This window comes from Xanthobacter autotrophicus (genome assembly GCF_005871085.1).
Taxonomy (GTDB): domain Bacteria; phylum Pseudomonadota; class Alphaproteobacteria; order Rhizobiales; family Xanthobacteraceae; genus Xanthobacter; species Xanthobacter autotrophicus.
Genome location: NZ_VAUP01000015.1, coordinates 173,285 through 198,086 on the forward strand (window position 1 = coordinate 173,285; position 24,802 = coordinate 198,086).

General features: G+C 68.5%; 22 protein-coding genes, 1 tRNA gene and 1 pseudogene. 14 read left to right on the forward strand and 10 right to left on the reverse strand.

Annotation, left to right across the window (positions count from 1 at the left end):
* Positions 1–58 precede the first annotated feature (58 nt).
* Positions 59–526 (forward strand): SAM-dependent methyltransferase, encoded by a 468-nt coding sequence (locus FBQ73_RS05490; RefSeq protein WP_138398490.1) that lies wholly within the window; start codon positions 59–61, stop codon positions 524–526.
* A gap of 319 nt (positions 527–845) precedes the next feature.
* Here the strand turns inward: FBQ73_RS05490 and FBQ73_RS05495 are convergent, their stop codons facing one another.
* A complete protein-coding gene (locus tag FBQ73_RS05495; RefSeq protein WP_138398491.1) occupies positions 846–1,709 on the reverse strand; it encodes an MBL fold metallo-hydrolase in 864 nt (287 codons plus the stop codon).
* Positions 1,710–2,285: 576 nt separating this feature from the next.
* Positions 2,286–2,363, reverse strand: a tRNA-Pro gene (locus FBQ73_RS05500).
* A 263-nt stretch (positions 2,364–2,626) separates the two neighbouring features.
* Between FBQ73_RS05500 and FBQ73_RS05505 the strand changes: the two genes are divergently transcribed.
* A complete protein-coding gene (locus FBQ73_RS05505; RefSeq protein ID WP_138398492.1) occupies positions 2,627–2,986 on the forward strand; it encodes a septal ring lytic transglycosylase RlpA family protein in 360 nt (119 codons plus the stop codon).
* 2,326 nt (positions 2,987–5,312) lie between these two features.
* On the opposite strand, the pseudogene FBQ73_RS23075 reads toward FBQ73_RS05505, so the two are convergent.
* The 6 genes and pseudogenes from FBQ73_RS23075 to FBQ73_RS05535 all read right to left on the reverse strand — a co-directional run.
* Positions 5,313–5,588 (reverse strand): annotated as a pseudogene (locus FBQ73_RS23075) (MerR family transcriptional regulator); the annotation flags it as partial.
* A 148-nt stretch (positions 5,589–5,736) separates the two neighbouring features.
* On the reverse strand, positions 5,737–6,054 hold the full coding sequence (locus FBQ73_RS05515) for an integration host factor subunit alpha (RefSeq protein WP_138398493.1): 318 nt from the start codon (positions 6,052–6,054) through the stop codon (positions 5,737–5,739).
* Between the two features lie 206 nt (positions 6,055–6,260).
* Complete coding sequence (locus FBQ73_RS05520; RefSeq protein WP_138398494.1) at positions 6,261–7,235, reverse strand: beta-ketoacyl-ACP synthase III; 975 nt, start codon at positions 7,233–7,235, stop codon at positions 6,261–6,263.
* Positions 7,232–8,302 carry a phosphate acyltransferase PlsX gene (plsX, locus tag FBQ73_RS05525; RefSeq protein WP_138398495.1) on the reverse strand — a complete coding sequence of 357 codons (1,071 nt, stop codon included), beginning with the start codon at positions 8,300–8,302 and terminating at the stop codon, positions 7,232–7,234. The genes FBQ73_RS05520 and plsX overlap by 4 nt, the downstream gene beginning before the upstream one ends.
* A gap of 184 nt (positions 8,303–8,486) precedes the next feature.
* Positions 8,487–8,993: a YceD family protein gene (locus tag FBQ73_RS05530; protein ID WP_138398496.1), complete on the reverse strand. Its 507-nt coding sequence runs from the start codon at positions 8,991–8,993 to the stop codon at positions 8,487–8,489.
* Entirely contained in the window at positions 8,990–9,553 is a 564-nt protein-coding gene (locus tag FBQ73_RS05535) for a ubiquinol-cytochrome C chaperone family protein (protein ID WP_138398497.1), read from the reverse strand. Before FBQ73_RS05535 ends, FBQ73_RS05530 begins: the two co-directional genes overlap by 4 nt.
* A gap of 197 nt (positions 9,554–9,750) precedes the next feature.
* Between FBQ73_RS05535 and FBQ73_RS05540 the strand changes: the two genes are divergently transcribed.
* Positions 9,751–10,245 carry an outer membrane protein assembly factor BamE gene (locus FBQ73_RS05540; protein WP_138398498.1) on the forward strand — a complete coding sequence of 165 codons (495 nt, stop codon included), beginning with the start codon at positions 9,751–9,753 and terminating at the stop codon, positions 10,243–10,245.
* 69 nt (positions 10,246–10,314) lie between these two features.
* Here FBQ73_RS05540 and tpiA read toward each other — a convergent pair whose 3' ends face one another.
* Positions 10,315–11,079, reverse strand: a complete 765-nt coding sequence (tpiA, locus tag FBQ73_RS05545; protein ID WP_138398499.1) for a triose-phosphate isomerase — start codon at positions 11,077–11,079, stop codon at positions 10,315–10,317.
* A gap of 153 nt (positions 11,080–11,232) precedes the next feature.
* Between tpiA and FBQ73_RS05550 the strand changes: the two genes are divergently transcribed.
* The 9 genes from FBQ73_RS05550 (at position 11,233) to lexA (ending at position 20,507) form a co-directional block, all read left to right on the forward strand.
* Entirely contained in the window at positions 11,233–13,125 is a 1,893-nt protein-coding gene (locus tag FBQ73_RS05550; RefSeq protein ID WP_138398500.1) for a peptidylprolyl isomerase, read from the forward strand.
* Between the two features lie 14 nt (positions 13,126–13,139).
* Positions 13,140–14,651, forward strand: coding sequence for an anthranilate synthase component I (gene trpE / locus FBQ73_RS05555; RefSeq protein WP_138398501.1), 1,512 nt, complete (start codon positions 13,140–13,142; stop codon positions 14,649–14,651).
* Positions 14,652–14,846: 195 nt separating this feature from the next.
* Complete coding sequence (locus FBQ73_RS05560; protein WP_012116347.1) at positions 14,847–15,449, forward strand: anthranilate synthase component II; 603 nt, start codon at positions 14,847–14,849, stop codon at positions 15,447–15,449.
* Positions 15,450–15,472: 23 nt separating this feature from the next.
* Positions 15,473–16,507, forward strand: coding sequence for an anthranilate phosphoribosyltransferase (gene trpD, locus FBQ73_RS05565; RefSeq protein ID WP_138398502.1), 1,035 nt, complete (start codon positions 15,473–15,475; stop codon positions 16,505–16,507).
* The gene (gene trpC / locus FBQ73_RS05570) at positions 16,504–17,295 is read left to right on the forward strand and encodes an indole-3-glycerol phosphate synthase TrpC (protein ID WP_138398503.1); all 792 of its coding nucleotides are present in this window, start codon (positions 16,504–16,506) and stop codon (positions 17,293–17,295) included. The genes trpD and trpC overlap by 4 nt, the downstream gene beginning before the upstream one ends.
* 77 nt (positions 17,296–17,372) lie before the next feature.
* Positions 17,373–17,792, forward strand: a complete 420-nt coding sequence (locus tag FBQ73_RS05575; RefSeq protein WP_138398504.1) for a DUF2147 domain-containing protein — start codon at positions 17,373–17,375, stop codon at positions 17,790–17,792.
* A gap of 127 nt (positions 17,793–17,919) precedes the next feature.
* Complete coding sequence (gene moaC / locus FBQ73_RS05580; RefSeq protein WP_138398505.1) at positions 17,920–18,408, forward strand: cyclic pyranopterin monophosphate synthase MoaC; 489 nt, start codon at positions 17,920–17,922, stop codon at positions 18,406–18,408.
* A gap of 28 nt (positions 18,409–18,436) precedes the next feature.
* The gene (locus tag FBQ73_RS05585) at positions 18,437–19,687 is read left to right on the forward strand and encodes a molybdopterin molybdotransferase MoeA (RefSeq protein WP_246089585.1); all 1,251 of its coding nucleotides are present in this window, start codon (positions 18,437–18,439) and stop codon (positions 19,685–19,687) included.
* 106 nt (positions 19,688–19,793) lie between these two features.
* A complete protein-coding gene (gene lexA / locus FBQ73_RS05590) occupies positions 19,794–20,507 on the forward strand; it encodes a transcriptional repressor LexA (protein ID WP_138398507.1) in 714 nt (237 codons plus the stop codon).
* A 133-nt stretch (positions 20,508–20,640) separates the two neighbouring features.
* Here lexA and FBQ73_RS05595 read toward each other — a convergent pair whose 3' ends face one another.
* On the reverse strand, positions 20,641–22,944 hold the full coding sequence (locus FBQ73_RS05595) for a ComEC/Rec2 family competence protein (RefSeq protein WP_170218758.1): 2,304 nt from the start codon (positions 22,942–22,944) through the stop codon (positions 20,641–20,643).
* Positions 22,945–23,136: 192 nt separating this feature from the next.
* Here FBQ73_RS05595 and gltX point away from each other — a divergent pair, with 192 nt between their 5' ends.
* Complete coding sequence (gltX, locus tag FBQ73_RS05600) at positions 23,137–24,552, forward strand: glutamate--tRNA ligase (protein ID WP_138398509.1); 1,416 nt, start codon at positions 23,137–23,139, stop codon at positions 24,550–24,552.
* The gene (locus FBQ73_RS05605; protein WP_138398510.1) at positions 24,549–24,791 is read left to right on the forward strand and encodes a sulfurtransferase TusA family protein; all 243 of its coding nucleotides are present in this window, start codon (positions 24,549–24,551) and stop codon (positions 24,789–24,791) included. The genes gltX and FBQ73_RS05605 overlap by 4 nt, the downstream gene beginning before the upstream one ends.
* Positions 24,792–24,802 lie beyond the last annotated feature (11 nt).

The following is a 24,802-nucleotide window of genomic DNA, read 5'->3' on the forward strand; positions in this document are numbered from 1 at the left end:
ATCTTTACCGCAGGCTGGGCCGTCCTATGCTCCGCCCAGCCAGGAAGAGGAAGAGACCATGGTCGAGATCGCGCCTGCCGGCCCCATTGATGATGACATGCGGCCGGGTGAAAAGGCCGTCGCGCTGCCGGAGCGCTTCGACGCCGGCCTCTATTTTATCGGCCGCATCCGCACACCCTGGACCGAGCGCGGCAGCTGCCCCCGGCGCGGTGACGCGGAGGAGGGCCCCGTCTGCACGCTGGAGATCGATCCGCGCTGGGCCGAGGCGCTGACTGGCGTCGCCGACTGCCCGCGCCTGCAGGTGCTCTACTGGATGAACCGGGCACGGCGCGACTTGGTGCTCCAGAGCCCGCGCCACGACGGCGACACGCGGGGCACCTTCGCCTTGCGCTCGCCGGTGCGGCCCAATCCGGTTGCCTCGTCCGTGGTGCGGCTGGTGGGTGTCGACGGCCTGAGGGTACAGGTGCGCGGGCTCGACTGTCTCGACGGCACGCCACTCATAGACCTCAAGGTGCAGCACGACTGAGTCGGCGGTTCGGAGAACCGAGCGGGACCCGAACCGACCGTCGTGGCGAAGGCCGGGGCGTGGGTCCAGCCGTTATATCGACGGCCCATCGAAGAGTCGCAGAAGAGATATTATGGAACTCATTGGCGAGTCCGACCGGGAAGGGGGGATGCCTGATCCGCCATGGGCGCTGCCGCCATCACCCTTCAATGGACCTGAACATTTACAAAATAATCTACTTTTATCAGTGAGTTATATGGGTATCTGAATCCAGGGCGCGAATCACTTCAAGTCCTGCATTGGCGCTGGCGGTCGCCGGTGATGTGCAATGTCAGCCGTGTCAGCCGTTCGCGGCGGCGTCGGCCGATGCCGCTGGCGACCGGATATGGGACTCGAAGTGCATGCCGTCGTAGGCCGGCACGATGCCGTCGGGAAGCCGTGCTTCCAGCGTGGCATAGTCCAGGTCGGTGTGGAGGTTTGTGAGGATCGCGCGCTTCGGTTTCATGAGCGCCACGTAGTCGAGCGCTTCCTGAAGGGTGAAGTGAGATGGATGGGGCGTCTCGCGCAGCGCGTCGATAATCCACACATCCAGATTGTGCAGCCGCGCCAGGCTGTTCTCGGAAAGCCCGTTGACGTCGCTGGAATAGGCCACGTCGCCGAAGCGGAACCCGAAGGAATCGATGTCCCCATGGCGCTGGCGGAATGGCAGGGCGCTGATGGAACCGCCTGCCCCTGCAACCACGATCTCCCGGCCTTCCCGAAAGCGATGCTCTGTGATGATGGGCGGATAGGCGCTGCCGGGCGGCGTGGAGAAGCAATAGCCGAAGCGTTGATGCAACATGCGGGAGGTATCTTCATCCGCATAAACATCCACCCGGCTGCGATGATGGATGGCCAGTGGACGCAGATCGTCGATGCCGTGGGTGTGGTCAGCGTGCTCGTGGGTGTAGAGCACGGCGTCGATTTGGGTCACGCCCTCGCCGAGAAGCTGCTCCCGCAGGTCCGGCGAAGTATCGACGAGAACAGTCGTTTTCCCGTTCGGCCCGAAGCGTTCCACCAGCATGGAGCAGCGACGGCGACGGTTGCGGGGGTTGAGGGGATCGCAGGCGCCCCACCCCTGCCCCACCCGCGGCACACCGCCGGACGAGCCGCATCCCAGGATGGTAAAGGTCAGGCTTGCGCCGGTTTCGCTGGGCAACGGCATGGCTCTCGCGACCTCGCTGCGTCTGTTGCTCGGACCATGTGTTGCTCGGACCATGGGTCAGGGCGGAATCGGCGCGCAGCCTGATCCAAATTTGCGCCGGAGTCACACCCGAGAGCGCTCAAAATCATTCAGTGCGGCTGAAATTGGGGATTTCAAGCCAGAACCGCGCCGCGAATGACGGGGGTTTGCGCGTGTGACAACCTGCTGAGGGCTGGACCAGATATTTGAGTCGCGTTCGCCACTTACGGCCCGCGATTCGCTTATTTCTTCAGGTGAAGATCCATCCCCAAGTGCCAAATCTCTACTGCTCCGGGAGGCCCCGGGCATGATGGAGAGGAAAAGCCCGCTGAGGGCGGCGACGGCTCTGCGCGGGTATCGACGAGTGAAGGAGATCTGCCTTTCGGCGTCGCCCCGCCCTGCCCCGCACGCGGGAGGGCGTTCCGGGGGCGTGCCCGGCTGAATCGGCAATCATTAGACAGAAACCCATCCGCAATGGGCAGGCCCCAACGGGCGCCCCGCCGCCGGATCGCACCGGCGCCGTCTCGACAGGGATGGGATTTAAATTCGGGGTTTGAATGGTCGGAGCGAGAGGATTTGAACCTCCGACCCCTAGTCCCCCAGACTAGTGCGCTAACCGGGCTGCGCTACGCTCCGACTGAGGATGGGAGGCTTAGACCATCGCTCCGGCGTGGGCAAGCCCCCCTGCGCAGGTATCCCATGCTCTCCCCAGCGCCGTGGTTTCCAGCCGCAAATTTCCAGCCAAGCTACAGCTTGGAGTTGCTTTCTGGGCTTCGAAATCCGGCAGGATTGTGATCAGGACACCCGAATCGTCACCGTTTCGCCGGCAAATTGGGACGCTATCGCCCCATTGCGACGCCATTCGGCAATCATCCGAAATGACACGGAAGATTGATTGCATGAAGATACGCGTGGTCCTGTCCTGCTTCGCCCTGTCCTTCTCGGCCGGAATGGCCGTCTCGAACACCGCAAAGGCGGACACCTCCACCGGCATCGCCTCTTATTATTGGCAAGGCCGCAGCACCGCGAGCGGTGAGCGCTTCAACCCCTCCGCCATGACGGCGGCGCACCGCTCGTTGCCATTCGGCACCAAGGTGCGTGTCACAAATCTGCGCAATGGACGCACCGTGGTGGTGCGCATCAATGATCGCGGCCCCTTCATCCGCGGCCGGGTGATCGACGTGTCCCGTGCCGCCGCCTCGGAACTGGGTTTCACCGGCTCGGGCGTCACCCGGGTTGCCCTCGCCGTGATGGACTGACCCGCGGCAGGGATTGGTAGCTTGTAGGGCGTTGTCGGGCGAACGGATGTCCGCTTCGCACGACGAAAATGCGTCACGCAATTCTGGAGCAATCGCCGTGTGCCTTGCATACGCGGACCGCTCCAGTCCGTACGAGGCAGCGCGCCAGGATGGAGGCTCTCTCCGGCGCGGCCTCGTGCCTTCCTGAAGACGACAGGACGTCGCGCGGATCGCGCCCTGCCAGATGCGGCCGGGCTCCGCGCGACGGCTCACGCGCTCCAGCGCCGGCCGCTCATTCCCCCGAGCGCTGGGTATCCCGGGGCGCCAGCACCTCTTCCATCAACCGCCGGCATTCGCCGAGCTCGTAAAGCGCCGACTGCATGCGATGCACGTCGTCTCGAGACAGCACGGGCGCGGCCATGGGCGGCTGGCCCATCAACCGTGGTTCCGACCGCAGGTGCGGCGGCAGATATTGCTCGGGGGGACCCGGGCGGAGCGGCTCGCGCGGCACCCGCTGCGTCGGCGGCTCCGGTTCGGCTGCATAGGGTGGCGCCTCCGCCCTCGCTGATCCGTCGCGGAATGCCGGATTGGGCAGATCCACCGGCGCCTCGGCCCGGCTCCAGGGCGGCGGTCCACGGCGCTGCGCCACATAGGGGTCGGCAGCAACGGCGCGGCCAGCCATGCGGTCGGCGATCCGGCGCTGCTCGGCCTCGGGAAGCACGCCAGAGGAAGGGTCGTCCTCGTCATGAATGGGGCCGATGAGGGGGCCAACCCGGGTCGCGCGCGGCAGGGATTGCGGGGCGCCCTCGCCCCAGCCTTCATCCCACACTCGCCGCACCTCCTCGTCCGCCCAGCCTGAAGGAGGGCGAGCATGGGACGTAGCGGCCGATCCCGCAGCGGCGGAGGCATGAGCCATGGGCGCGCGAGCCGCCGGTGAGCCCACGGGCGGCGCACTGATGGGGGCAGCCATGGGCGGCCCGCTCATGGATGGTTCGCGCCGTTCCCCGCGGATCGGCGAAAGCGGGGGCCGTCGCCGCTCCTCGTTCATCATCTCGGTCTCCGGATCGGCGGCCATGGCGCCATGGCGCGGGGCGCGCGCCGGCCGTTCGAGGGGGCGATAAGGCGGTTCGTCGTCTTCGGGTTGCAACTCCGATGTCGCCGGCCCGGCGCGATCCTCGGCCGCGCCCTGCCATGCCGCCTCCACCCAGTCGGTCTGCCGCCATTCCCCGTCCTGCACGATGCGGCGCTGGCGCGAATCCTGGCGCGCGTCTTGGCGGGGATCTTGGCGAGAATCTTGGCGCTGGTTGCGCTCGGCCTCGTGGCCCCACGGCGGGTCGGATCGAGCGGCGGGAGCCGTGGCCCGCTGCGGCACGGGTGCGGGCGACGCATCCTGCCCGTCGTCCCCGGCAGCCTCATACGCCTCGGCATCGTCATAGGTCTGGACCGGTGGGCGGTGTCGGGCACGCGGAGCAAACGGATCGCCGCGCCGCTCGTCCTCAAGCCGGTCATCGTCTTTCCAGGCCGGGGACCGGGCCTCGGCGGAAGCCGGAGGACGGCGCGCGGCGGGACGCCCGCTCTCGACCTCCCCCTCCGTAAGGTCATGCGATGGCGCGGCGCGACGGGCGCGGGGGGCGAAATGACCCTCGGCCAGCCCCTCGTCTTCCGGGGCTGCGTGTTCCAGGGCCTCGTGCGGGCGCACCGGCCGGCGGTCCTGCGCACGCAGACGCTGGATGCGCGCCTCGATGGGCTCGGACACGGTCAAGGTCGTCGGGGGGATGTCGTCGAGGAACGGCAGCAGCGGATCGTCGAAGGCGGGAGAATGGGGCGTGTGCGTGATGCCTTCGGCGTCCCGTTGAGCGACGCGCGCGGCGGGCCCCCGGGTCGGCCGCTGCGGGGCGAGGATGGGTTCCAGCCGCTCACGCGTTCGGGGCGCTTCTGGGTTCATGTGCGGCGCACCATGGAGGTCGCCTGTGGGCCTGTGGGGAAACTCATCGCCCAGGGACGGCTCGCGCCGTTGGCCGGGCGCCTCGAAGGCCGCGTTGCGGCGCTCGTCCCGAAGCTGCGGCTCGCGGTCGCGGGGGCGGCCAGCCGGCCTGAAGGCGATGGGGGGCTCGGGCGGCTCGTCGGCAAGCTCGCGATCGGTCTCGGCGTCAGGGAAGGGCAGGGGCAGTTCCGCAACTTCGGGAAGTTCGGGCAGGAGGTCGTCCTCTCCGGCCCGGCCACCCTGCCCCGGCTTTGGCCGGCGTCTCGGCAAAAGGCCCAGCAGGCCGCCGAAGGTGACGCCGTCCCCGGCCTCGCCGCGCGCCGGCTTGGCCGAACGCATGACGGCCACCTCGCGCTCAATGCCGAGGTCCTGCACGTAGCGCACGCCCTGATCCTTCAGGATGCGTTGCGCGCCCTTGATGGTGAAGCCGTCTGTATAAAGGAGGTGGCGGATGCCACGCAGGAGGTCCACGTCCTCCGGGCGGTAGAAGCGCCGGCCGCCAGCCCGCTTGATGGGCTTGATCTGGGGGAATCGCGTCTCCCAGAACCGCAGGACGTGCTGCGGAAGGGCCAGGTCTTCGGCGACCTCGCTGATGGTCCGGAAGGCGTCCGGAGCTTTCTCCGTGTCGCGCGCGTCCACCGTGTCTCCCGCCTCAATCGACCGAATCGCCCCGAAGTCCTGATGGAATCATACGGGTGATCGCGGCGGGCGGGAAGTTGTGGCGGCTCATTGCGCGGCGGCGGGTCGCGCCTTGTCCCCTGCCCTTTGTCCCCTGCCCTTAGGCAGGTCAGTCCTCGTCCGCCTCGTCACCCACGGTGCCGTTGATGCGGTGCTTGAGGATGCTGGAGGGCTTGAACACCATGACCCGGCGCGGCTCGATGGGCACTTCCTCGCCGGTCTTGGGATTGCGGCCGACTCGCTCGCCCTTCTCGCGCACGACGAAGGAGCCAAACGACGAGAGCTTAACCGTCTCGCCGCGGGCCAGGCAGTCGGCGATCTCCTTCAGAACCATCTCCACCAGCTGGGCGGATTCGGTGCGAGACAGCCCCACCTGCTGATAGACGGCCTCACACAGATCCGCCCGCGTTACGGTCCGACCAGCCATTTGTCACCCCGGCCCCAGAAAGAAAGCGAACCGCTCGAAGCCCCGTTCAACGGACGCGGATCGCAGAACTTCGGCAATTTTAACAGAGCACGCTTCAGGAATGTGACGGTGCGATTGCCGCACACTCCATGGCTACCCAGTACTGGCGAAGGATGTGCAACGCAAACTAGCCGCGCTTGCCAAGGTCGGTCAACGACTTAAATCAATTACCAGCGCAGCAGTGCCGATCCCCAGGTGAAGCCTCCGCCCATGGCCTCCAACAGCACCAGATCGCCCCTCTTGATGCGCCCGTCCTTGACCGCAAGGTCGAAGGCCAGCGGAATGGAGGCGGCTGAGGTATTTCCGTGCTGGTCCACCGTGGTCACCACCTTTTCGGGGGCGATGCCCAGCTTCAGCGCGCTGGCGTCGATGATGCGCCGGTTGGCCTGGTGGGGCACGAACCAGTCGATGCTCGCAGCGCTTTCACCCGTGGCGGCAAAGGCGGCCTCGATCACGTCAGTGATCATGCCCACGGCATGCTTGAAGACCTCGCGGCCTTCCATGCGCAGGTGGCCCACGGTTCCCGTGCTGGACGGGCCGCCATCGACGAACAGCTTGCTGCGGTGCCGCCCGTCCGAGCGCAGATGCGAGGTGAGGAGACCGGCACCGTGGGCGTCGTCTTCCCGCACCGCCTCCAGCACCATGGCCCCTGCCCCGTCGCCGAACAGCACGCAGGTGCCGCGATCCTCCCAGTCGAGGATTCGGGAAAAGGTCTCGGCGCCGATCACCAGCGCGCGCTCGAAGGCGCCGCTCTTCAGATAGGCATCGGCGGTGGCGAGGCCGAACACGAAGCCGGAGCACACCGCCTGGATGTCGAACGCCGCCCCGCGGGTGATGCCGAGCTCCGCCTGCACCGTCACGGCGGTGGCGGGAAAGGTCTGGTCCGGGGTGGCGGTGGCGAGGATGATGAGGTCGATGTCGCGCGCGGCGAAGCCCGCGTCGGCAAGCGCCCGCTCGGCGGCCTTCAGGGCCAGATGTGAGGTGAACTCACCCTCGGCGGCGATATAGCGCTGGCGGATGCCGGTGCGCTGCACGATCCAGTCGTCGGACGTGTCGATGCGCCGCGCGAGATCGTCGTTGGAGAGCACCCTCTCGGGCAGATAGGACCCGGATCCCCGGGCGACGGACCTGATTCCGCTCACGATTGCCCTTCCACCCCTGCGGCCTGCGGCCGGGATACTGCAACGACCTGCGGCTGGCGGCCGACGAGGCTCTTTTCGATGCGCGCGAGAAGCTCGTTACGCACCATGTCGTAGGCGAGATCAACGGCGGCGGCGAATCCCTCCGCGTCGGTCCCGCCGTGGCTCTTGATGACAATGCCGTTGAGGCCGAGGAATACCCCGCCGTTGGCCCGGCGCGGGTCCATCTTCTCCCGCAGCACGCGGAAGGCGTCCCGGGCGAGCAGATAGCCGATTCGCGCCCTCCACGTGCGCCCCATGGCCGCGCGGAGGTAGGAGCCGAGCTGCTTGGCGGTGCCTTCGGCCGTCTTGAGCGCGATATTGCCGGAAAATCCCTCGGTCACCACCACGTCCACCGTGCCGGCGCCGATGTCGTTACCCTCGACGAAGCCGCGATAGTTCACCCCCACTACCTCCTCGCGGAGGATGCGGGCGGCCTCCTTGACCTCCTCGACGCCCTTGATCTCCTCGACGCCCACATTGAGCAGCCCCACGGTGGGGGCCTCGAGGTCGAACAGGACACGGGCCATGGCCGAGCCCATGATGGCCATCTCCACCAGGCTCTTGGCGGTGGCGCCGATGGAGGCGCCCACGTCCAGCACCACGCTTTCCCCGCGCAGGGTCGGCCAGATGGCGGCGATGGCCGGGCGGCTGATTCCCGGCATGGTGCGCAGGTTGAAATTGGCCATGGCCATGAGCGCGCCGGTATTGCCGGCGGAGACGGCCACGTCCGCTTCCTTGAGCTTCACCGCGTCGATGGCGCGCCACATGGACGATTTGTAGCGGCCGCGACGCAGGGCCTGGCTCGGCTTGTCGTCCATGCCCACCACCACGTCGGTGTGGACGATGCGGGAGACGGCGGCGAGCTTGGGATGGCTTTTCAGCACATTGGTCACCCGCTCCTCGTCGCCATACAGGACGAAAGAGGTGTCCGGATGGCGCCAGAGGGAGATTTCCGCCCCGGCAAGGACCGTCTCGGGTCCATGGTCGCCGCCCATGGCGTCGAGGGCGATGCGGACGGGTGCGGTCATCTCAGGCAGGTGTCCCTTGGGCTTTCTTGCGGGTTCAAAGGCGGCGGCGCCCCGGGGGTGAAGAGGCTCCCCGCATGACGGCCGGCGCTTCGGCGGGCGGACAATAACGTCTCGCGCCCGCATCGCAACTGGCGCGCGGCGTTCGACGGGCGCCACGATGGCAGGCGCCTCGGAGAAATTGATGTCACTCGCTGTCCTTCAGCCGCGCCAGGGCAGCGAAGGGCAAGGCGGCGGGGTCCTCGGCCGGCGGCTCGAACACCGCACCGGGCTTGCGGGGATAGGGATCGATGCCGAGGATCAGGAATTCGCAGACCAGCGCACCGACGTCGATATGGCCATCCTCGGTCTCGTCGGGCGGGTCGATCCCGTTCTCCTCGTCGGTCGGCGCGGGCTTGTAGGTGCCAGGCGGCACGAAATGGACGTCGATCTCCTCGGAGAGCGGCGCGTCGAATGGCTCCAGCGTGACGCCGCATTCCTGCCGGATGGTGGCGGTGACGAGGCCGGTCACATGGGCCCCTGCCCCGCCCTCGGGCGCGAGATGAAGGTTCGCCTTCACGTCCTCCACCGCGATCACCCCGGCAAGGCTGGCGATGGCGGCGCAGGTGGCCGCATCCGGGGAAAGTGCCAGGTCGAAACCGCCGGCGGGCAGATCGAGCACGGAGAAGGGATAGGAATAGGGTAGATCGGTCATGTCTCGTTCTCCCGCACGGCGGGGTCGGGCAGCTCCAGCACGCCGCGGGCAAGGACCTCGAACGGCGTTGCATCGAGCGTCGCCGCGGCGACGCGCACATAGGCGGCGAGCGCAACGGCTTCAGGCGAAGGCTCAGCTTCGCCGGCGGAAAGGATATTGCGCGATACGGCCTGGGCCAGCGCGGCGTCGTCCGCCTCGGCCAGGGCCGCGTCATAGGCGGCGGCGCGGCCAAAGAAGGCCTCGCCGATTTTTTTCATCTTCTTGGGTACGGTCAGGTCGCCGATGCCGATCTCGCGCATGGCGGCATCCATGTCGGCGGCGAAGGCGTCGAAGATATCCTGCGACATGGCCCGTTCAAGCGCGTCGCCGCCCTTCAGGCGGCGGCAGGCGAGGACGGTGTGGAGAACCACCATCTCGAAGCGGCCTTCGAGCGTATCGGGCACGCCGAAGTCGGTGTAGAAGTCCGCCCGCCGCGACTGTGCCACGATCGCGCCATACAGGCGCTCAATGGTCGCGCGCGACATCGCGCGGGTCTTGGACGAGCGGAACAGGTTGAACATCGCAAATCCGGGGCGAGACGGTCCAGGCGGTGGGACTGGCATTCGGCCAAGCGGCGTAACGCGCCGCCGGCCCTGTGGCAAGGGGCGGCGATACGGCGGTGATGCGGCGGCGGCAGGCGCCGGCCTCTCGGGGCACGGCGGGCGAACATATGGGGAAGCGTGTGGCGTCACATGAATTGAAGGACATGCGGGGCGGCATGAATTCCAACAGCGCGGGTTCCGCGAACTCCGTTTCCGGATCCAGGGCCGCCACCACGGCGCTGCTCCTCGCCGCCCTGGGGCTGGCCGGCTGCGGCGACATGGTGGGCGGCAGCGGTACCACCATTTCCGGCATGACCCGCACCTACCAGCGCGGCTATGTGCTGGCCGAGGGCGCTCTGGAGCAGGTTCCGGTGGGATCGAGCCAGGAGCAGGTGCTGCTTGTGCTCGGCACCCCCTCCACCGTCGCGACGGTGAACGGCGAGGCCTTCTTCTATATCTCGCAGACCGCGCAGAAGGTGGCGTTCCTGAAGCCGGAGATCACCGAGCAGAAGGTGCTGGCCATCTATTTCGACAAGAACAAGCGCGTCAGCCGCGTCGCCCAGTACGGGCTGAAGGACGGCAAGGTGTTTGATTTCGTGTCCCAGACCACGCCCACCAGCGGCGAGGAGCTGAGCCTCATCAAGCAGATGATCGGCCTCATCACCTTCTGACCGTCGGCACCGGGCCTGGCCGGAACCCGGACTTCCGGGTTCCGCAAGGACTGACCGCAGAGGGCCTTCTCACCGCGCCGGGGTGGCCCGGGCAATGGCGAGGAAATCCGCCGCCTTCAGGCTGGCGCCGCCCACCAGGGCCCCATCCACATCGGCGACCGCCATGAGGGTGGCCGCATTGTCCGGCTTCACCGAGCCGCCATAAAGGATGCGGATACCGTCCGCCTCGACGCCGAACTGCGACCTGAGCACGGAGCGGATGGTGCCGTGAATGTTGGCTACGTCCTCCGGGGTGGGCGTGCGGCCGGTGCCGATGGCCCAGACCGGCTCGTAGGCGATGACCAGGTTGGACGCCGTGCAGCCTTCCGGCAGCGACTGGTGGACCTGGCGCGTCACCACCCCCACGGCCTCGCCGGCATCGCGCTCCTCGGCGGTCTCGCCGACGCAGACGATGGGCAGCAGCCCGAAGCACCAGGCGGCCTTTACCTTGGCCATCACCACCGCATCGCTCTCCGACAGGTTGGTGCGGCGCTCGGAGTGGCCGACGATGACCGACGTGACGCCGGCATCCTTCAGCATCTCGGCGGAAATGCCGCCGGTGTGGGCACCGGCTGGGGCCGGATGGCAATTCTGGCCGCCGAGCTGCACGCCGGAGCCGGCGAGCCGCTCGGCGGCGGAGATCAGGAGCGTCGCCGGCGGGCAGACCAGAAGGTCCAGCTTGGCCTTGAGGTCGCCATCATAGCCTGCGGCCAAGGCCTCAATCTCGGTGAGGGAGCTCTTGAGCCCGTTCATTTTCCAATTGCCGGCGATCAGGACGCGGCGGGAAGCGGGCATGGTTCAGCTCTCCTTTAAGGTTGATCGGGGTCCGCTCTATCAGAGCCCTTTCCCGGCCAAAAGGCATCAAGATGCGCCGTTGCGGGAGCATGGCGGCCTCACTATCATGCGCCGCTTCGCGCCGGACCCGGCCAAAACGAGAACGAACCGTCGATGGTACTTCAGACCCTTCGTAAGGGCGCGTCCGGCTGGATCGCCAAGATCTTCCTCGTCATCCTCACGCTCAGCTTCCTGGTGTGGGGCATCGCGGACGTGTTCCGTGGCATGGGCGCGACTGCGGTGGCGAGCGTCGGCTCCACCGAGATTTCCGCCGATGCGTTCCGGCGCCAGTATCTCGATCAGCTCCAGCAGATCAGCCGCCGTGCCGGCCGTCCGATCACGCCGGACCAGGCCCGTGCCTTCGGCCTCGACCGCCAGATCCTCAACCAGATGATCGCCGACGCCACGCTGGACGAACAGGCCTCCCGCCTCGCCCTCGCCGTGTCAGACGAGCAGATCGCGCGCGAGATCGCCGAAAACCCCAATTTCCGCCGCCCTGGGGCGACCAGCTTCGATCCGGCCTATTTCCAGCAGTTGCTGCGCTCCAACAATCTCACCGAACAGCGTTTCGTGGCCTCCGAGCGCCAGCGCGCCGTGCGCGACCAGCTGCTGAAGTCGCTGGGCGCCGGTGTGGCGGTGCCGCAGGTGCTCATCGAAGCGGTGGGCCGCTTTGAGAACGAGACGCGTACCGCCTCCTACGTGCGCGTCACCCCGGCGGCCGCCGGCCCCCTCGCCGCTCCCACGGACGAGGTGCTGCGCACCTATTTCGACGCTCACAAGGTCACCTTCCGCGCCCCGGAGTACCGCAAGATCAGCGTTCTGGCGCTGACTCCAGTGACGCTCGCCGCCGCCGAGACGGTGACGGACGCCGACGCCAAGGCCGATTACGAGCGCAACCTCGCCCGCTTCGGCACGCCCGAGCGCCGCGAGGTGCAGCAGATCGTCTTCACCTCCGCCGCCGATGCCCAGGCGGCCGACGAGAAGATCAAGGCCGGCGCGAGCTTCGCCGATATCGCCGCCGGGCGCGGCTTGACCGCCAAGGACACCGACCTCGGCCTCGTGGCGAAGTCCGCCATCCTCGATCCGAAGATCGCCGATGCCGCCTTCGCCATGCCCGAGGGCGCGGTGAGTGTGGTTGAGGGCCGCTTTGGCACCGTGCTGGTGCATGTCACCAAGATCGAACCCGGCGCCCGCCAGCCGTTCGAGGCCGTGAAGGACCAGATCATCGCCGACCTGCGCCTTGATCGCGCCCGCCGGGCTCTGCTCGACAAGCACGACCAGGTGGAGGACGAGCGCGCCTCCGGCTCCACCCTCGCCGAAGTGGCGCAGAAGCTCGGCCTCAAGCTCCAGACCTTCGACGCGGTGGACCGCTCCGGCCACACCCCGGCCGGTGACCCGGCCGACGTGCCCGGCGGCGCGGACGTGCTGTCCGGCGCCTTCGCTGCCCAGCCGGGGGTCGAGACCGACACCGTCCAGCTGCCGCAGAACGGCGGTTTCGTCTGGTACGAGACCAATGCCATCACGGCAGCCAGCGACCGCACCTTCGAGGAGGCCAAGGCCGCCGTCACCGTCCGCTGGACCGAGGCGGAGACCGAGAAGGCGGTGGAGGCCAAGGCCACCGCCCTCCTCGACAAGGCCAAGGCCGGGACCCCGCTGGCCCAGGTGGCCGCCGAGGCGGACCTGCCGCTCCAGATCGCCGACAGCCTGCGTCGCGGCCGTGCCGCCGGGCCGTTCAGCGCCGAGAGCATCGCCAGCGTGTTCGACGTGAAGGAAGGCGGCTTCGGTGTCGCGCTCGGTGCCACCGAGCCCGACCGCATCGTCTTCGAGGTGACCAAGATCATGGTGCCGCCGCCGGACATGGACACCTCGCGCGCCTCGGCCGAGCTGTCGCGCCAGATCGAGAACGACGTGTTGCTGCAGTATCTTTCCGCCATCCAGAAGGACATCGGCGTGAAGATCAACGACAAGCTCTTCGCCCAGGCCACGGGCGCGGGCGCGACCAACTGAAGGTGGGCCACAGCGTGAACGCACCCACCGATTTCGACCTCTTCACCTCGCGCTACCTGAAGGGCGAGGCGCAGGTGGTCTCCACTACCCTGGTGGCCGACCTGGAAACCCCGGTCTCGGCCTTCCTGAAGCTCGCCGGTGACACCCCCAACGCCTTCCTCCTCGAATCGGTGGAGGGCGGGCAGACGCGCGGGCGCTATTCCATGATCGGGCTCGCGCCCGACCTCATCTTCCGCGCCTCCGGCGACACGGCGGAGATCAACCGCACGCCGGCGACGGACAAGGACGCTTTCGTCCTCTGCCCCGAGCCGCCGCTGAAGGCGCTGCGCACCCTCCTCGCCGAATCGGCCATCGACCTGCCGGCCGGCGCCCCGCCCATGGCGGCGGGCGTGTTCGGCTATCTCGGCTACGACATGGTGCGGCAGATGGAGAAGCTGGCCCCCGCCAAGCCCGATCCCATCGGCGTGCCCGAGGCCCTGCTCATCCGCCCCACCCTCATGGTGGTGTTCGACGCGGTGAAGGACGAATTGACCGCCGTCACCCCGGTGCGCCCGAAGGAGGGCGTCTCCCCCCGCGCGGCCTATGAGGCGGCGCTGGAGCGGCTCGACCAGGTGGTGGCGGGGCTCGACCGTGCCATCGCCCATCCTGCGCCGGAGCCGTTCCACGGCGAGGTGGTACCGGTCTCCAACACCGATGCCGACGAATTCTGCGCCATGGTGGACAAGGCCAAGGACTACATCCGCGCCGGCGACATCTTCCAGGTGGTGCTGTCGCAGCGCTTCGAGAGCCCGTTCACCCTGCCGCCCTTCGCCCTCTACCGGGCGCTCAGGCGCGTGAACCCGGCGCCGTTCCTGGTCTATCTCAACTTCGACGGCTTCTCCGTGGTGTGTTCTTCACCTGAGATCCTGGTGCGGCTACGCGGCGGGCAGGTGACCATCCGTCCCATCGCCGGCACCCGCAAGCGCGGCGCCAGCCATGTGGAGGACGACGCTCTGGCCGCCGAGCTTCTCGCCGATCCCAAGGAGCGCGCCGAGCACCTCATGCTGCTGGACCTCGGCCGCAACGATGCCGGGCGGGTCTCGCAGATCGGCACGGTGAAGGTGACCGACAGCTTCTTCATCGAGCGCTACAGTCAGGTGATGCACATCGTCTCCAACGTGGAAGGCACGCTGGACCCGCGCTTCGACGCGGTGGATGCGCTGGCCGCCGGCTTCCCCGCCGGCACCGTCTCCGGCTCGCCCAAGGTGCGCGCCATGGAGATCATCGATGAGCTGGAGAAGGACAAGCGCGGCATCTATGCCGGCGCCATCGGCTATTTCGGTGCCAATGGCGAGATGGACACCTGCATCGTCCTGCGCACCGCCGTGGTGAAGGACGGCCGCATGTATGTGCAGGCCGGCGCCGGCATCGTCTACGACTCGGTGCCCGAGAGCGAGCAGCAGGAATGCGTGAACAAGGCCAAGGCCCTGTTCCGCGCCGGGGAAGAGGCGGTGCGCTTCGCCGCCCGCGCCGGCAAGGGGCAGTGAAGGCCATGGATGCGCGCCAGTTCAATGCACAGGCCGCGTCGCCGCTGGTTCGGAATGGGCGCGCGAGCATGGCCGGCGTCGTGGCGGCCCGATGGCGTGGGCAGCGCCGCACCCCCTTCGCCGCCCTTGCTTGACCACCCGCCGGGCCACGCATTAAGCCCGGAAATCCCGAGATCCTCGGGGCCTGGAGTGCCCATGACCAACGTCACGCTGATCGATAATTACGACAGCTTCACCTACAACCTCGTGCATTACCTGGGCGAGCTGGGCGCGAACGTCACCGTCCATCGCAACGACAAGGTGACCATCGAGGAGGTGCTGGCCGAGAAGCCCGACGCCATCGTGCTTTCCCCCGGCCCCTGCACCCCCAACGAGGCCGGCATCTGCCTCGACCTCATCGCCAAGGCCGGCGAGAGCGTGCCGATCTTCGGCGTGTGCCTCGGCCACCAGGCTATCGGGCAGGTGTTCGGCGGCGACGTGGTGCGCGCGCCCACCCCCATGCACGGCAAGTTGAGCGAGATCCTGCACGAGGGCAAAAGCGTCTTCCGCGGGCTCAACCATTCGTTCCAGGCGACGCGTTACCATTCCCTCGTCGTCGAGCGCGACACCCTGCCCGACGCGCTGGAGGTGACGGCGCACACGGCGGACGGGCTGATCATGGGCCTCGCACACAAGAGCCTGCCCATCCATGGCGTGCAGTTCCACCCCGAGAGCATCGCCTCGGAGAACGGCCACGCGCTGATCCGCAATTTCCTTGAGATCGCGGCCGCCTTCAATGCGCAAAAGGCCAAAGGCTGAGCACGAGAGGCTGAGGACGAGACATGAATGAGTTCAAACCCCTCCTCGGCAAGGTGGCCACCGGCGCGAGCCTCAGCCGCGACGAGGCCGCCTACGTGTTCGACAAGATGATGTCGGGCGAGGCCACCCCCTCCCAGATGGGCGCGCTGCTCATGGGCCTGCGCGTGCGCGGGGAGACGGTGGAGGAAATCGCCGGCGCGGTCTCCGTCATGCGCTCCAAGATGCTGCCCGTGGAGGCGCCCAACGAGGCGGTGGACGTGGTGGGAACCGGCGGCGACGCCTCGGGCTCCTACAACATCTCCACCTGTGCTTCCTTCATCGTGGCGGGGGCCGGCGTGCCGGTGGCCAAGCACGGCAACCGGGCGCTCTCCTCCAAGTCGGGGGCGGCGGACGTGCTGGCGGCGCTGGGGGTGCGTATCGACCTTGATCCGGCCGGCATCTCCCGCTGCATCGCGGAGGCCGGCATCGGCTTCATGTTCGCCCCCTCCCACCATCCGGCCATGAAGCATGTGGGGCCGACGCGGGTGGAGATGGGCACGCGCACCATCTTCAACCTCTTGGGGCCGCTTTCCAATCCGGCCGGCGTCACCCGGCAGATGGTGGGCGTGTTCGCCAAGTCCTGGATCGTGCCTTTGGCCGAGGTGCTGCGCACGCTCGGATCGGAGAAGGCCTTCGTGGTGCACGGGTCCGACGGGCTGGACGAGATCACCATCTCCGGCGACACCGACATCGCCGTGCTGGACGAGGGCCGCATCCACACCTTCACCATCACGCCGGAGGATGTGGGCCTCAAGCGCCATCCGGCGGAGGACCTGAAGGGCGGCGACGCCGTGCATAACGCCAAGGCGCTTCGGGCCGTGCTGGACGGCGGCGAGGGTGCCTATCGCGACGTGTCCCTGTTCAATGCCGCCGCTGCCCTGGTGGTGGCGGGCCGGGCCAAGGACCTGAAGGAGGGGGTCGAGATGGCACGGGTCAGCCTCGACACCGGCTCTGCCCGCGCGCGGCTGGAGCACCTCGTGGCCGTATCTGAGAAACTGGCGCCGGAGGCGGCCCAATGATCGACATTCTGAAGAAGATTGAAGCCTACAAGCGCGACGAGATTGCCGTCGCCAAGCATGCCCGCCCGCTGGGGGAGATCGAGGCCGCGGCCCGCGCCGCGCCGCGTGTGCGGCCGTTTGCCGAGGCCATCGCTGCCAGCCTGGCGGAAGGGCGCACCGCGCTCATCGCCGAGATCAAGAAGGCGAGCCCCTCCAAGGGCCTGATCCGGGCTGACTTCGATCCGCCGGCGCTGGCCCGCGCCTACCAGCGCGGCGGCGCCACCTGCCTGTCCGTGCTCACCGACACCCCCTCCTTCCAGGGCGCGCCGGAATTCCTCGGCTCCGCCCGCGCGGCAGTCGACCTGCCGGTGCTGCGCAAGGATTTCATGTACGACACCTACCAGGTGGCGGAGGCCCGCGCCTGGGGGGCGGACTGCATCCTCATCATCATGGCCGGGGTGGACGACCTGCTCGCCCGCGACCTCGCCGATGCGGCCGCCGCCTACGGCATGGATGCCATCGTGGAGGTGCACGACGACGCCGAGCTGGAGCGGGCGCTCGACCTGCCGTGCCGGCTCATCGGCATCAACAACCGCAACCTGCGCACCTTCGAGACGTCGCTCGAAACCTCCGAGCGCCTCGCCCCCCGCGTGCCGAAGGACCGCATCGCCATCGGCGAAAGCGGCATCTTCACGCCGCAGGACGTGGCCCGGCTCGCCAAGGTGGGCATCGGCACCATCCTCGTGGGCGAGAGCCTGATGCGGCAGGATGATGTCGCATCCGCTACGTCACAGCTCCTTGCGGGCTAAGCTTGCCGTATACGTAAAGTTCGGCCTTAATGGGCGCGACGGCTCCGCAAGTGGGCCGCACCCATGGGAGGACTTTCATGAGACTGCGCCTGTTCGCCGGCATCGCCATCGCCGGACTGTTCTGTGCCCCGGCCCTGGCCGCCGACCCCGTCGGCCTGTGGCAGACCCCGTCGCGGGGTGGCCAGGTGGAGATTTCCAAGTGCGGCGCCAGCCTGTGCGGCCGCCTCGTCTCCTCCGAGGGCATCAAGGCCGATCCCAACCTCAAGGACGTGAACAATGCCAACGCGTCCCTCCGCAGCCGGCCGGTAAAGGGCATCAGCATCCTCACCGGCTTCTCGGGCGGGCCAAAGGAATGGAGCGGCGGCAGCATCTATAACGCCGAGGATGGCAAGACCTATTCCGGCTCCATCACCCTCGACGGCGACGACACATTGAAGCTGCGCGGCTGTGTGGTGGCGCCGCTTTGCAAGACGCAGACCTGGACCCGCCTGCGCTGAGGCGCCACCTCCGCCACCTCACGAACGCCCCGGCGAACGCCTGCCCGCCCTTCCCGAGGTGGACAGGACCCGCCGCGGGCCCCATCTTCCGTCCCGCACGAAACGATTCCGGGACGCACCGACGGCCATGGCGAGCCTGACCCATATCGATGCCGAGGGCTCGGCCCGCATGGTGGACGTGTCCGACAAGGCCGCGACCGCCCGCGAGGCCCTGGCCGAGGGCCGCGTGGCCATGGCGCCGGCGACCCTTGAGCTGATCGTCTCCGGCAACGCCAAGAAGGGCGACGTGATGGGCGTCGCGCGCCTCGCCGGCATCATGGCCGCCAAGCGCACCCATGAGCTGATTCCCCTGTGCCACCCGCTCATGCTCACCAAGGTCGAGGTGGAGGTCGTCCCTGATCCCGCCCTTCCCGGCCTTTACGTGACGGCGCGGGCCAAGACCACGGGCCAGACCGGGGTGGAGATGGAAGCATTGACCGCCGTATCGGTGGCCTGCCTCACCATCTACGACATGGCCAAGGCGGCCGATCGCGGCATGCGAATCGAGGGTATCCGGCTGCTGGAGAAATCCGGCGGCGCCAGCGGGCATTTCCGCGCGGAACAGCCCACAGACTGAGACGGCGGAATCACTGATGGAACCGAGCATGACAGCGGGCGTCGAAAAGCCGGCCGGCAAGAAGGCGCCCCTCATGACCGTCGAGGAGGCCATCGGCCTGGTCACCGCCGGCGCGTCGGCCCTCGGCGTCGAGCAGGTGCCCGTGGCACTGGCCGATGGGCGCGTGCTGGCGCAGGACCTGCCTGCCCGCCGCACCCAGCCGCCCGCCGATATGTCGGCCATGGATGGCTATGCCGTGCGCGGCGGCGATATCGCGCAGACCCCCGCCCGCCTCGCCGTGATCGGCGAATCTGCCGCCGGCCGGCCTTTCACCGGTTCCGTGGGGCCGGGCCAGGCGGTGCGCATCTTCACCGGCGCGGTGGTGCCCGAGGGCGCCGACACGGTGGTGATCCAGGAGAACATCAGCCGCGACGGCGACACCATTACCACCACCGCCCCCACCGCTGCCCTGCGCAACGTGCGCAAGAAGGGCTGTGATTTTACCGCCGGTACGCCGGGCCTGTTCGCCGGGCGGCGCCTGACCGGCCGCGATATCATGCTCGCCGCCGCCATGGACCATGCGTTCCTGCCCGTGGCCCGGCGTCCGCGTGTGGCGGTGCTGCAGACCGGCGACGAACTGGTGCTGCCCGGGCAGGGCACGGGCCAGGACAGCGAGATCGTCGTCTCCAACGCCTTCGGCCTCGCCACCCTCGCCCGCCGCGCCGGCGCGGAAGTGACGGACCTCGGCCTGGTACGGGATGACCTTCCCGCCATCCGCGCCGTGGTGGCGCAGGCGCTCTCGGGCGAATTCGACCTCGTCATTTCCTCCGGCGGCGCCTCCGTGGGCGATCATGACCTGATGGCTCCGGCGCTGCGCGCGGAAGGGGTGGAGCTGTTCGTACACAAGATCGCGCTGCGCCCCGGCAAGCCGCTGATGTTCGGCGGCAAGGGCGGCGTGCGGGTGCTGGGGCTGCCGGGCAATCCGGTCTCCTCCCATGTCTGCGCCATGGTGTTCCTGGTCCCGCTGCTGCGCGCGCTTCAGGGCGACGCCCGGCCCGGTCCTGTGACCGCACCGGCGCGCCTCGCCGTAGCCGTTCCGGCCAATGACGTGCGGCGTGATTTCATGCGCGCCCGCATGGACCGGCACGCCGACGGATCGGTTCATGTGACCCCCTGCGGCTCCCAGGACAGCGCCATGTTGAGCGTACTGGCGGGGGCCGATTGCCTGCTCATCCGCCCGCCTTTCGCCCCCGCCGCGACGGCAGGCGACCCCTGCGAGATCATCCCTTTCGATGATTGAGCAGGCTTAACCCGGCCTTCACCCCTTGCGGAACACAAAAGGAACAGATAGAACCTGTTCATGATTTGTTTCGCGGCGCACAGGCTGGCGCCGGAGGGGGCGAGAGATGCTGACGCGCAAGCAATACGACCTGCTTCGCTTCATTCATGAGCGGCTGAAGGAGACTGGCGTACCCCCCTCCTTCGACGAGATGAAGGAAGCGCTGGATCTGCGGTCCAAGTCCGGTATCCATCGCCTGATCACGGCACTGGAAGAGCGCGGCTTCATTCGTCGCTTGCCGAACCGGGCGCGGGCCCTTGAAGTGGTGCGCCTGCCTGACAGCGTCGCCCCCGGCCTCGCCACCCCACGTGCCGCAAGTCGCGGCTTCTCCCCGTCGGTGATCGAGGGCAGCCTCGGCAAGGTGCGGCCGGCCTCTGACGATGACGAAGGCGCGGGCCAGGTGGTTACCGTTCCGGTCATGGGCCGCATCGCGGCAGGCTCGCCCATATCCGCCATCCAGACCCGCAGCCACACCCTCAACATTCCGCCCGAGATGCTGGGCAGCGGCGAACATTTCGCCCTGGAGGTGCGGGGCGACAGCATGATCGAGGCCGGCATCCTGGATGGCGACACGGTTCTCATCCGCAAGTGCGATACGGCGGACACCGGCGACATCATCGTCGCCCTGGTGGACGACGAGGAAGCAACGCTGAAGCGCCTGCGCAAGAAAGGCGCCTCCATCGCCCTCGAAGCCGCCAATCCCGCCTATGAGACCCGCATTTTCGGCCCTGACCGGGTGCGCATCCAGGGTCGCCTCATCGGCCTCATGCGCCGCTACTGATTTGCGTTTCCTCCCCAGCGGGGAGGCCGGGACGGGGTGAGGGGCGTGGCGGTCACCATGCTCAACGGGGCCGGCTCTTCTGGAGCGACGCTTCTCACCCCTGCTTTTTGGTCCGTCGATGCTTTTGGCCGCATCACTCCGAGGCGGCGTCGGCTTCCGGGTCATCGGTTGCCGGGCGCGATGGGGCCGGCTCCGGCGGCAAGGGCTGCATCCAGGGTCGCTGGACGTGTGGTCGGCGGGTGGGCTCCACCTGCCACTCCCCGCCGCTCGTCCCCTTTCGGAAATGATAAGCGAGCGTTCCAGTGCGTTGCAGCGTTTCAGGCGTGACCACTTGGGCCGGACAGTGCCGGGGCGGCATGTCCCGCGTCACGACGATGCGCGATTCCAGGCAATCGGCCTCCAGGCTTTCCGCCCGCCGCGATACGGCGATGGTTCCGCCGCCCGGCAGGGGCGCGGTGCAGCCGAGCGGATCGCAGGTGAACAGCGCGGCAAGCCCTTCGGCGCCAGCCTTTCGCATGTCGCCCTCCCGCGTCATCCACTGCTCCACCACCAGCCGCTGGCTGCGCGCCCCGAGGACCGAGAGCCGCCCGTCCGGACCACGCACGGCCACCGTCTGGGCATCGGGCGCGATGAGAATGTCCGGACGCGGTGGCGCGCCGGACAGCAGCAGGGCGAGGGCGAACGGCACGATGGCGACCGTCGTGAGCAGGCCGCGCAGCAGGCAAAGCGCGGTAAGGCCCAGGCTGAACAGCGCCAGCGTCGGCGCACCCACCGTATCGACCCTGCCGTCCGCCCCCGGCAGCATCGAGATGGCGTCCGAGACTGCCACCATGATCTCGATGCCCTTGCCCATCACCGGCCAGGCCAGATGATCGAAGCCGAACGGCATCAGCAGCACGCCCAGCAGGCCGAACGGCATCACCAGGAACGACACTGCCGGCATGGCGGCGAGATTGGCCAAGAGGCCATAGGGCGCCACGCGCTGGAAGTGGAAGATGCCGTAAGGCGCCGTTGCCAGCCCCGCCACCAGGGAGGTCAGCGCCGTTCCGCCCACCAGCACCGCGAGCCAGACCACACCCTGCCCCACCCATCCATCCGGACGCGGCAGGACCCGCAGGGGCCGCAGGCGCTCATAGGCGGCAACAAGGGCGAGGGTGGCGGCGAACGACATCTGCGTGCCGGGATCAAGCGCCGCCTCGGGAGTGAAGGCGAGCACGAGAACCGCCGCCACGCCGACGGTGCGCAGGGTCAGCGCCGGCCGACCGACCAGTACCCCGCTCAACACCAGGGCCGTCATCACGAACGAGCGCTGCGCCGGCACGTCATTGCCGGACAGCACCAGATAGGCTGCGCTACCGGTGAGGGCGACGATGGCCGCCAGTGACTTGATGGGAAAGCCCAGCGCCAGCGCCGGCACCAGTGCAAGGCCGCCGCGCACGAACACGAACAGGGTGCCCGCCACCAGCGCCATGTGCAGGCCGGAAATGGAGAGAATGTGCGTGAGCCCGGACACGCGCATGCTCTCCTCCACCTCGGGCGCGATGGCCGAGCGGTCACCCGCCACCAGAGCCACGGCGATCTCCGCCGGCGTGCCTGCGAGGGAGGCGCGGATACGGCGGGACAGGCTGTCGCGCACCGCCTCCACCGCCATGGCGAGGCGCACCGAAAGCGGCGGCTCGGCGGGCTCCGCCAGCTTCGGCTTGCCGAGGCCGTAGCCCACGCCGCCGATGCCGGCGAACCAGGGGTTCCGCCCGAAATCATGGGCACCGGGCATCGCGGGGCCGAGCGGCGGCAGCAACTGGGTCAACTGGGTGACATGGGTGCCCACGGGCGGCGCCCATCCCTTGCGCAAGGTGAGGCGAACCAGGCGCGGCACCGGGTCCATCCCCTTCACCGGGCCGGTGTCGAGCCGCAGCAGGATGCGGTCCCCCTTCGGGCGATGCTCCACCCGCTCCACGAAGCCCGACAGGCGCACCGGTCCCTTGCCTGGGGCGGCGATCTCATGCGCCACCAGCGCCGTGCGGACGCTGCCAGTGGCGAAGCCTGCCGCCACCGCCGCCACGCCCACCACCGCTCCGAACGCAACCGCCCGCGCCCGCAGCAGCACCGCGCCCCCGCAGAGCACGGCAAAAAGCGCGACGGCGACGGACAGGGACGGCTCCTGCGCCGCCCCGAAATACAACAGGATGCCGAGAGTGAAGGCCGCCGGAAGCCAGAGGATCAGCCGGCCGGAGGTCGCCTCGGCAGCAAGGTCCGCAGCAAGGCGGGCGCGCAGCACATCCAGAACGCGGGCAAGGCCGGGGGGCATCGCCCGGCGCGCGGCTGTGCGCGCACCGCCGAGAACGGCGGCCCGTCCGCTGCTCCGCGCCGGGCGCTGGTCCTGCTGCGTCATGTCGCCCCAGATGCCCCGCTGTGGGTCGTTCCAATCCGAGGGCATCCGGTGCCGGGTCCGCCGGGGACGGCGGCCGTGTTCCTTGTGCCCGGCGCCTATGCTACACGGGCGCCTCCCGCGTGCCATGGCGTGTCTTCACGCGCGGTCGGCAGAGAGGCTTTCGCCTGCCGCCCCGTGCACCGCCCGCGCACTGCCCCGCCCCGTCCATCCCTTGGACCGAGCCTCGTCGAGTTCCCCATGTCGCAGATCGTCACCCGCTTCGCCCCCTCCCCCACCGGCTTCCTGCACATCGGCGGGGCGCGCACGGCCCTGTTCAACTGGCTCTATGCCCGCCACACCGGCGGCAAGATGCTGCTGCGCATCGAGGACACCGACCGCCAGCGCTCCACCAAGGAGGCGATCGCCGCCATCATCGAGGGGCTGGAGTGGCTGGGCATCACCTGGGATGGCGAGCCCATCTACCAGTTCGCCCGCGCCGAGCGGCATCGCGCCGCCGTGGAGGAGATGCTGGCGCAGGGCAACGCCTATCGTTGCTATGCCACGCCCCAGGAGCTGGACGAGATGCGCGAGCTGGCCCGCAAGGAGGGCCGCCCCCCGCGCTATGACGGCCGCTGGCGCGACCGCGACCCGTCCGAGGCGCCCAAGGACCGCGCCCCCGTCATTCGCCTGCGTGCGCCGCAGGAGGGCGAGACCGTGATCGACGACATGGTGCAGGGCACCGTGACCTTCCCCAACAAGGATCTCGACGACCTTGTCCTGCTGCGCTCGGATGGCAATCCCACCTACATGCTGGCGGTGGTGGTGGACGACCACGACATGGGCGTCACCCATGTGATCCGCGGCGACGACCACCTGACCAACGCGGCGCGCCAGACCCAGATCTACCGGGCGCTGGGGTGGGAGGTGCCGCGCATGGCCCATATTCCGCTCATCCACGGGCCGGACGGCGCCAAGCTCTCCAAGCGCCATGGTGCGCTGGGGGTGGATGCCTATCGCGACATGGGCTACCTGCCGGCAGCCCTGCGCAACTATCTGGTGCGGCTCGGCTGGAGCCACGGCGACCAGGAAGTCTTCTCCACCGAGGAGATGATCGGCTTCTTCGACCTCGACAAGGTGGGCCGCTCCGCCGCCCGGTTCGATTTCCAGAAGCTGGAAAGTCTCAACGGCCACTATATGCGCGCCTCCAGCGACGCCGAGCTGCTGTCGGCCATCGACGCGCTGGTTCCGCACCTGCCCGATGCCGAGCATCGTCTCGCCCGCATGACGCCGGAGCGTCGCGCCCAGCTCGCCGCCGCCATGCCGGGGCTGAAGGAGCGCGCCAAGACGCTGGTGGAGCTGGTGGACAACGCGGAGTTCATCTTTGTCGAGCGCCCGCTGCCGCTGGACGACAAGGCCGCCGCTTTGCTCACGCCGGAGGCGCGCGCCCATCTGGGCCGCCTCCTGCCGGCGCTGGAGCAGGTGGAATGGACCGCCGCCGCCACAGAGGCCGCCGTGCGCGCCTATGCGGAGGCTCAGGGCGTCAAGCTTGGCGCCGTGGCGCAGCCGCTGCGGGCCGCGCTGACCGGCAAGCCCACCTCGCCACCCATCTTCGACGTGCTCACGGTGCTCGGCCGCGCCGAGAGCCTGGCGCGGCTGAAGGACCAGGCGGCTTGAAGACGCGCCCGCCCGAGACGGTGGAACTGGATCTCAGGGGTCTGAAATGCCCCCTGCCCGCCCTGCGCACCCGCAAGGCGCTGAAGGAAGCGGCCGCCGGAACGCGCCTCGTGGTCACCTGTACCGATCCCATGGCGGTGATCGACATCCCCCATCTGGCGCACGAGACCGGCGCCGCGCTGGAAGAGCGTACGGTGACGGAGGGCCTCCTCACCTTCATTTTGCGCAAGCCGAGCTGAAGGTTCGGCAA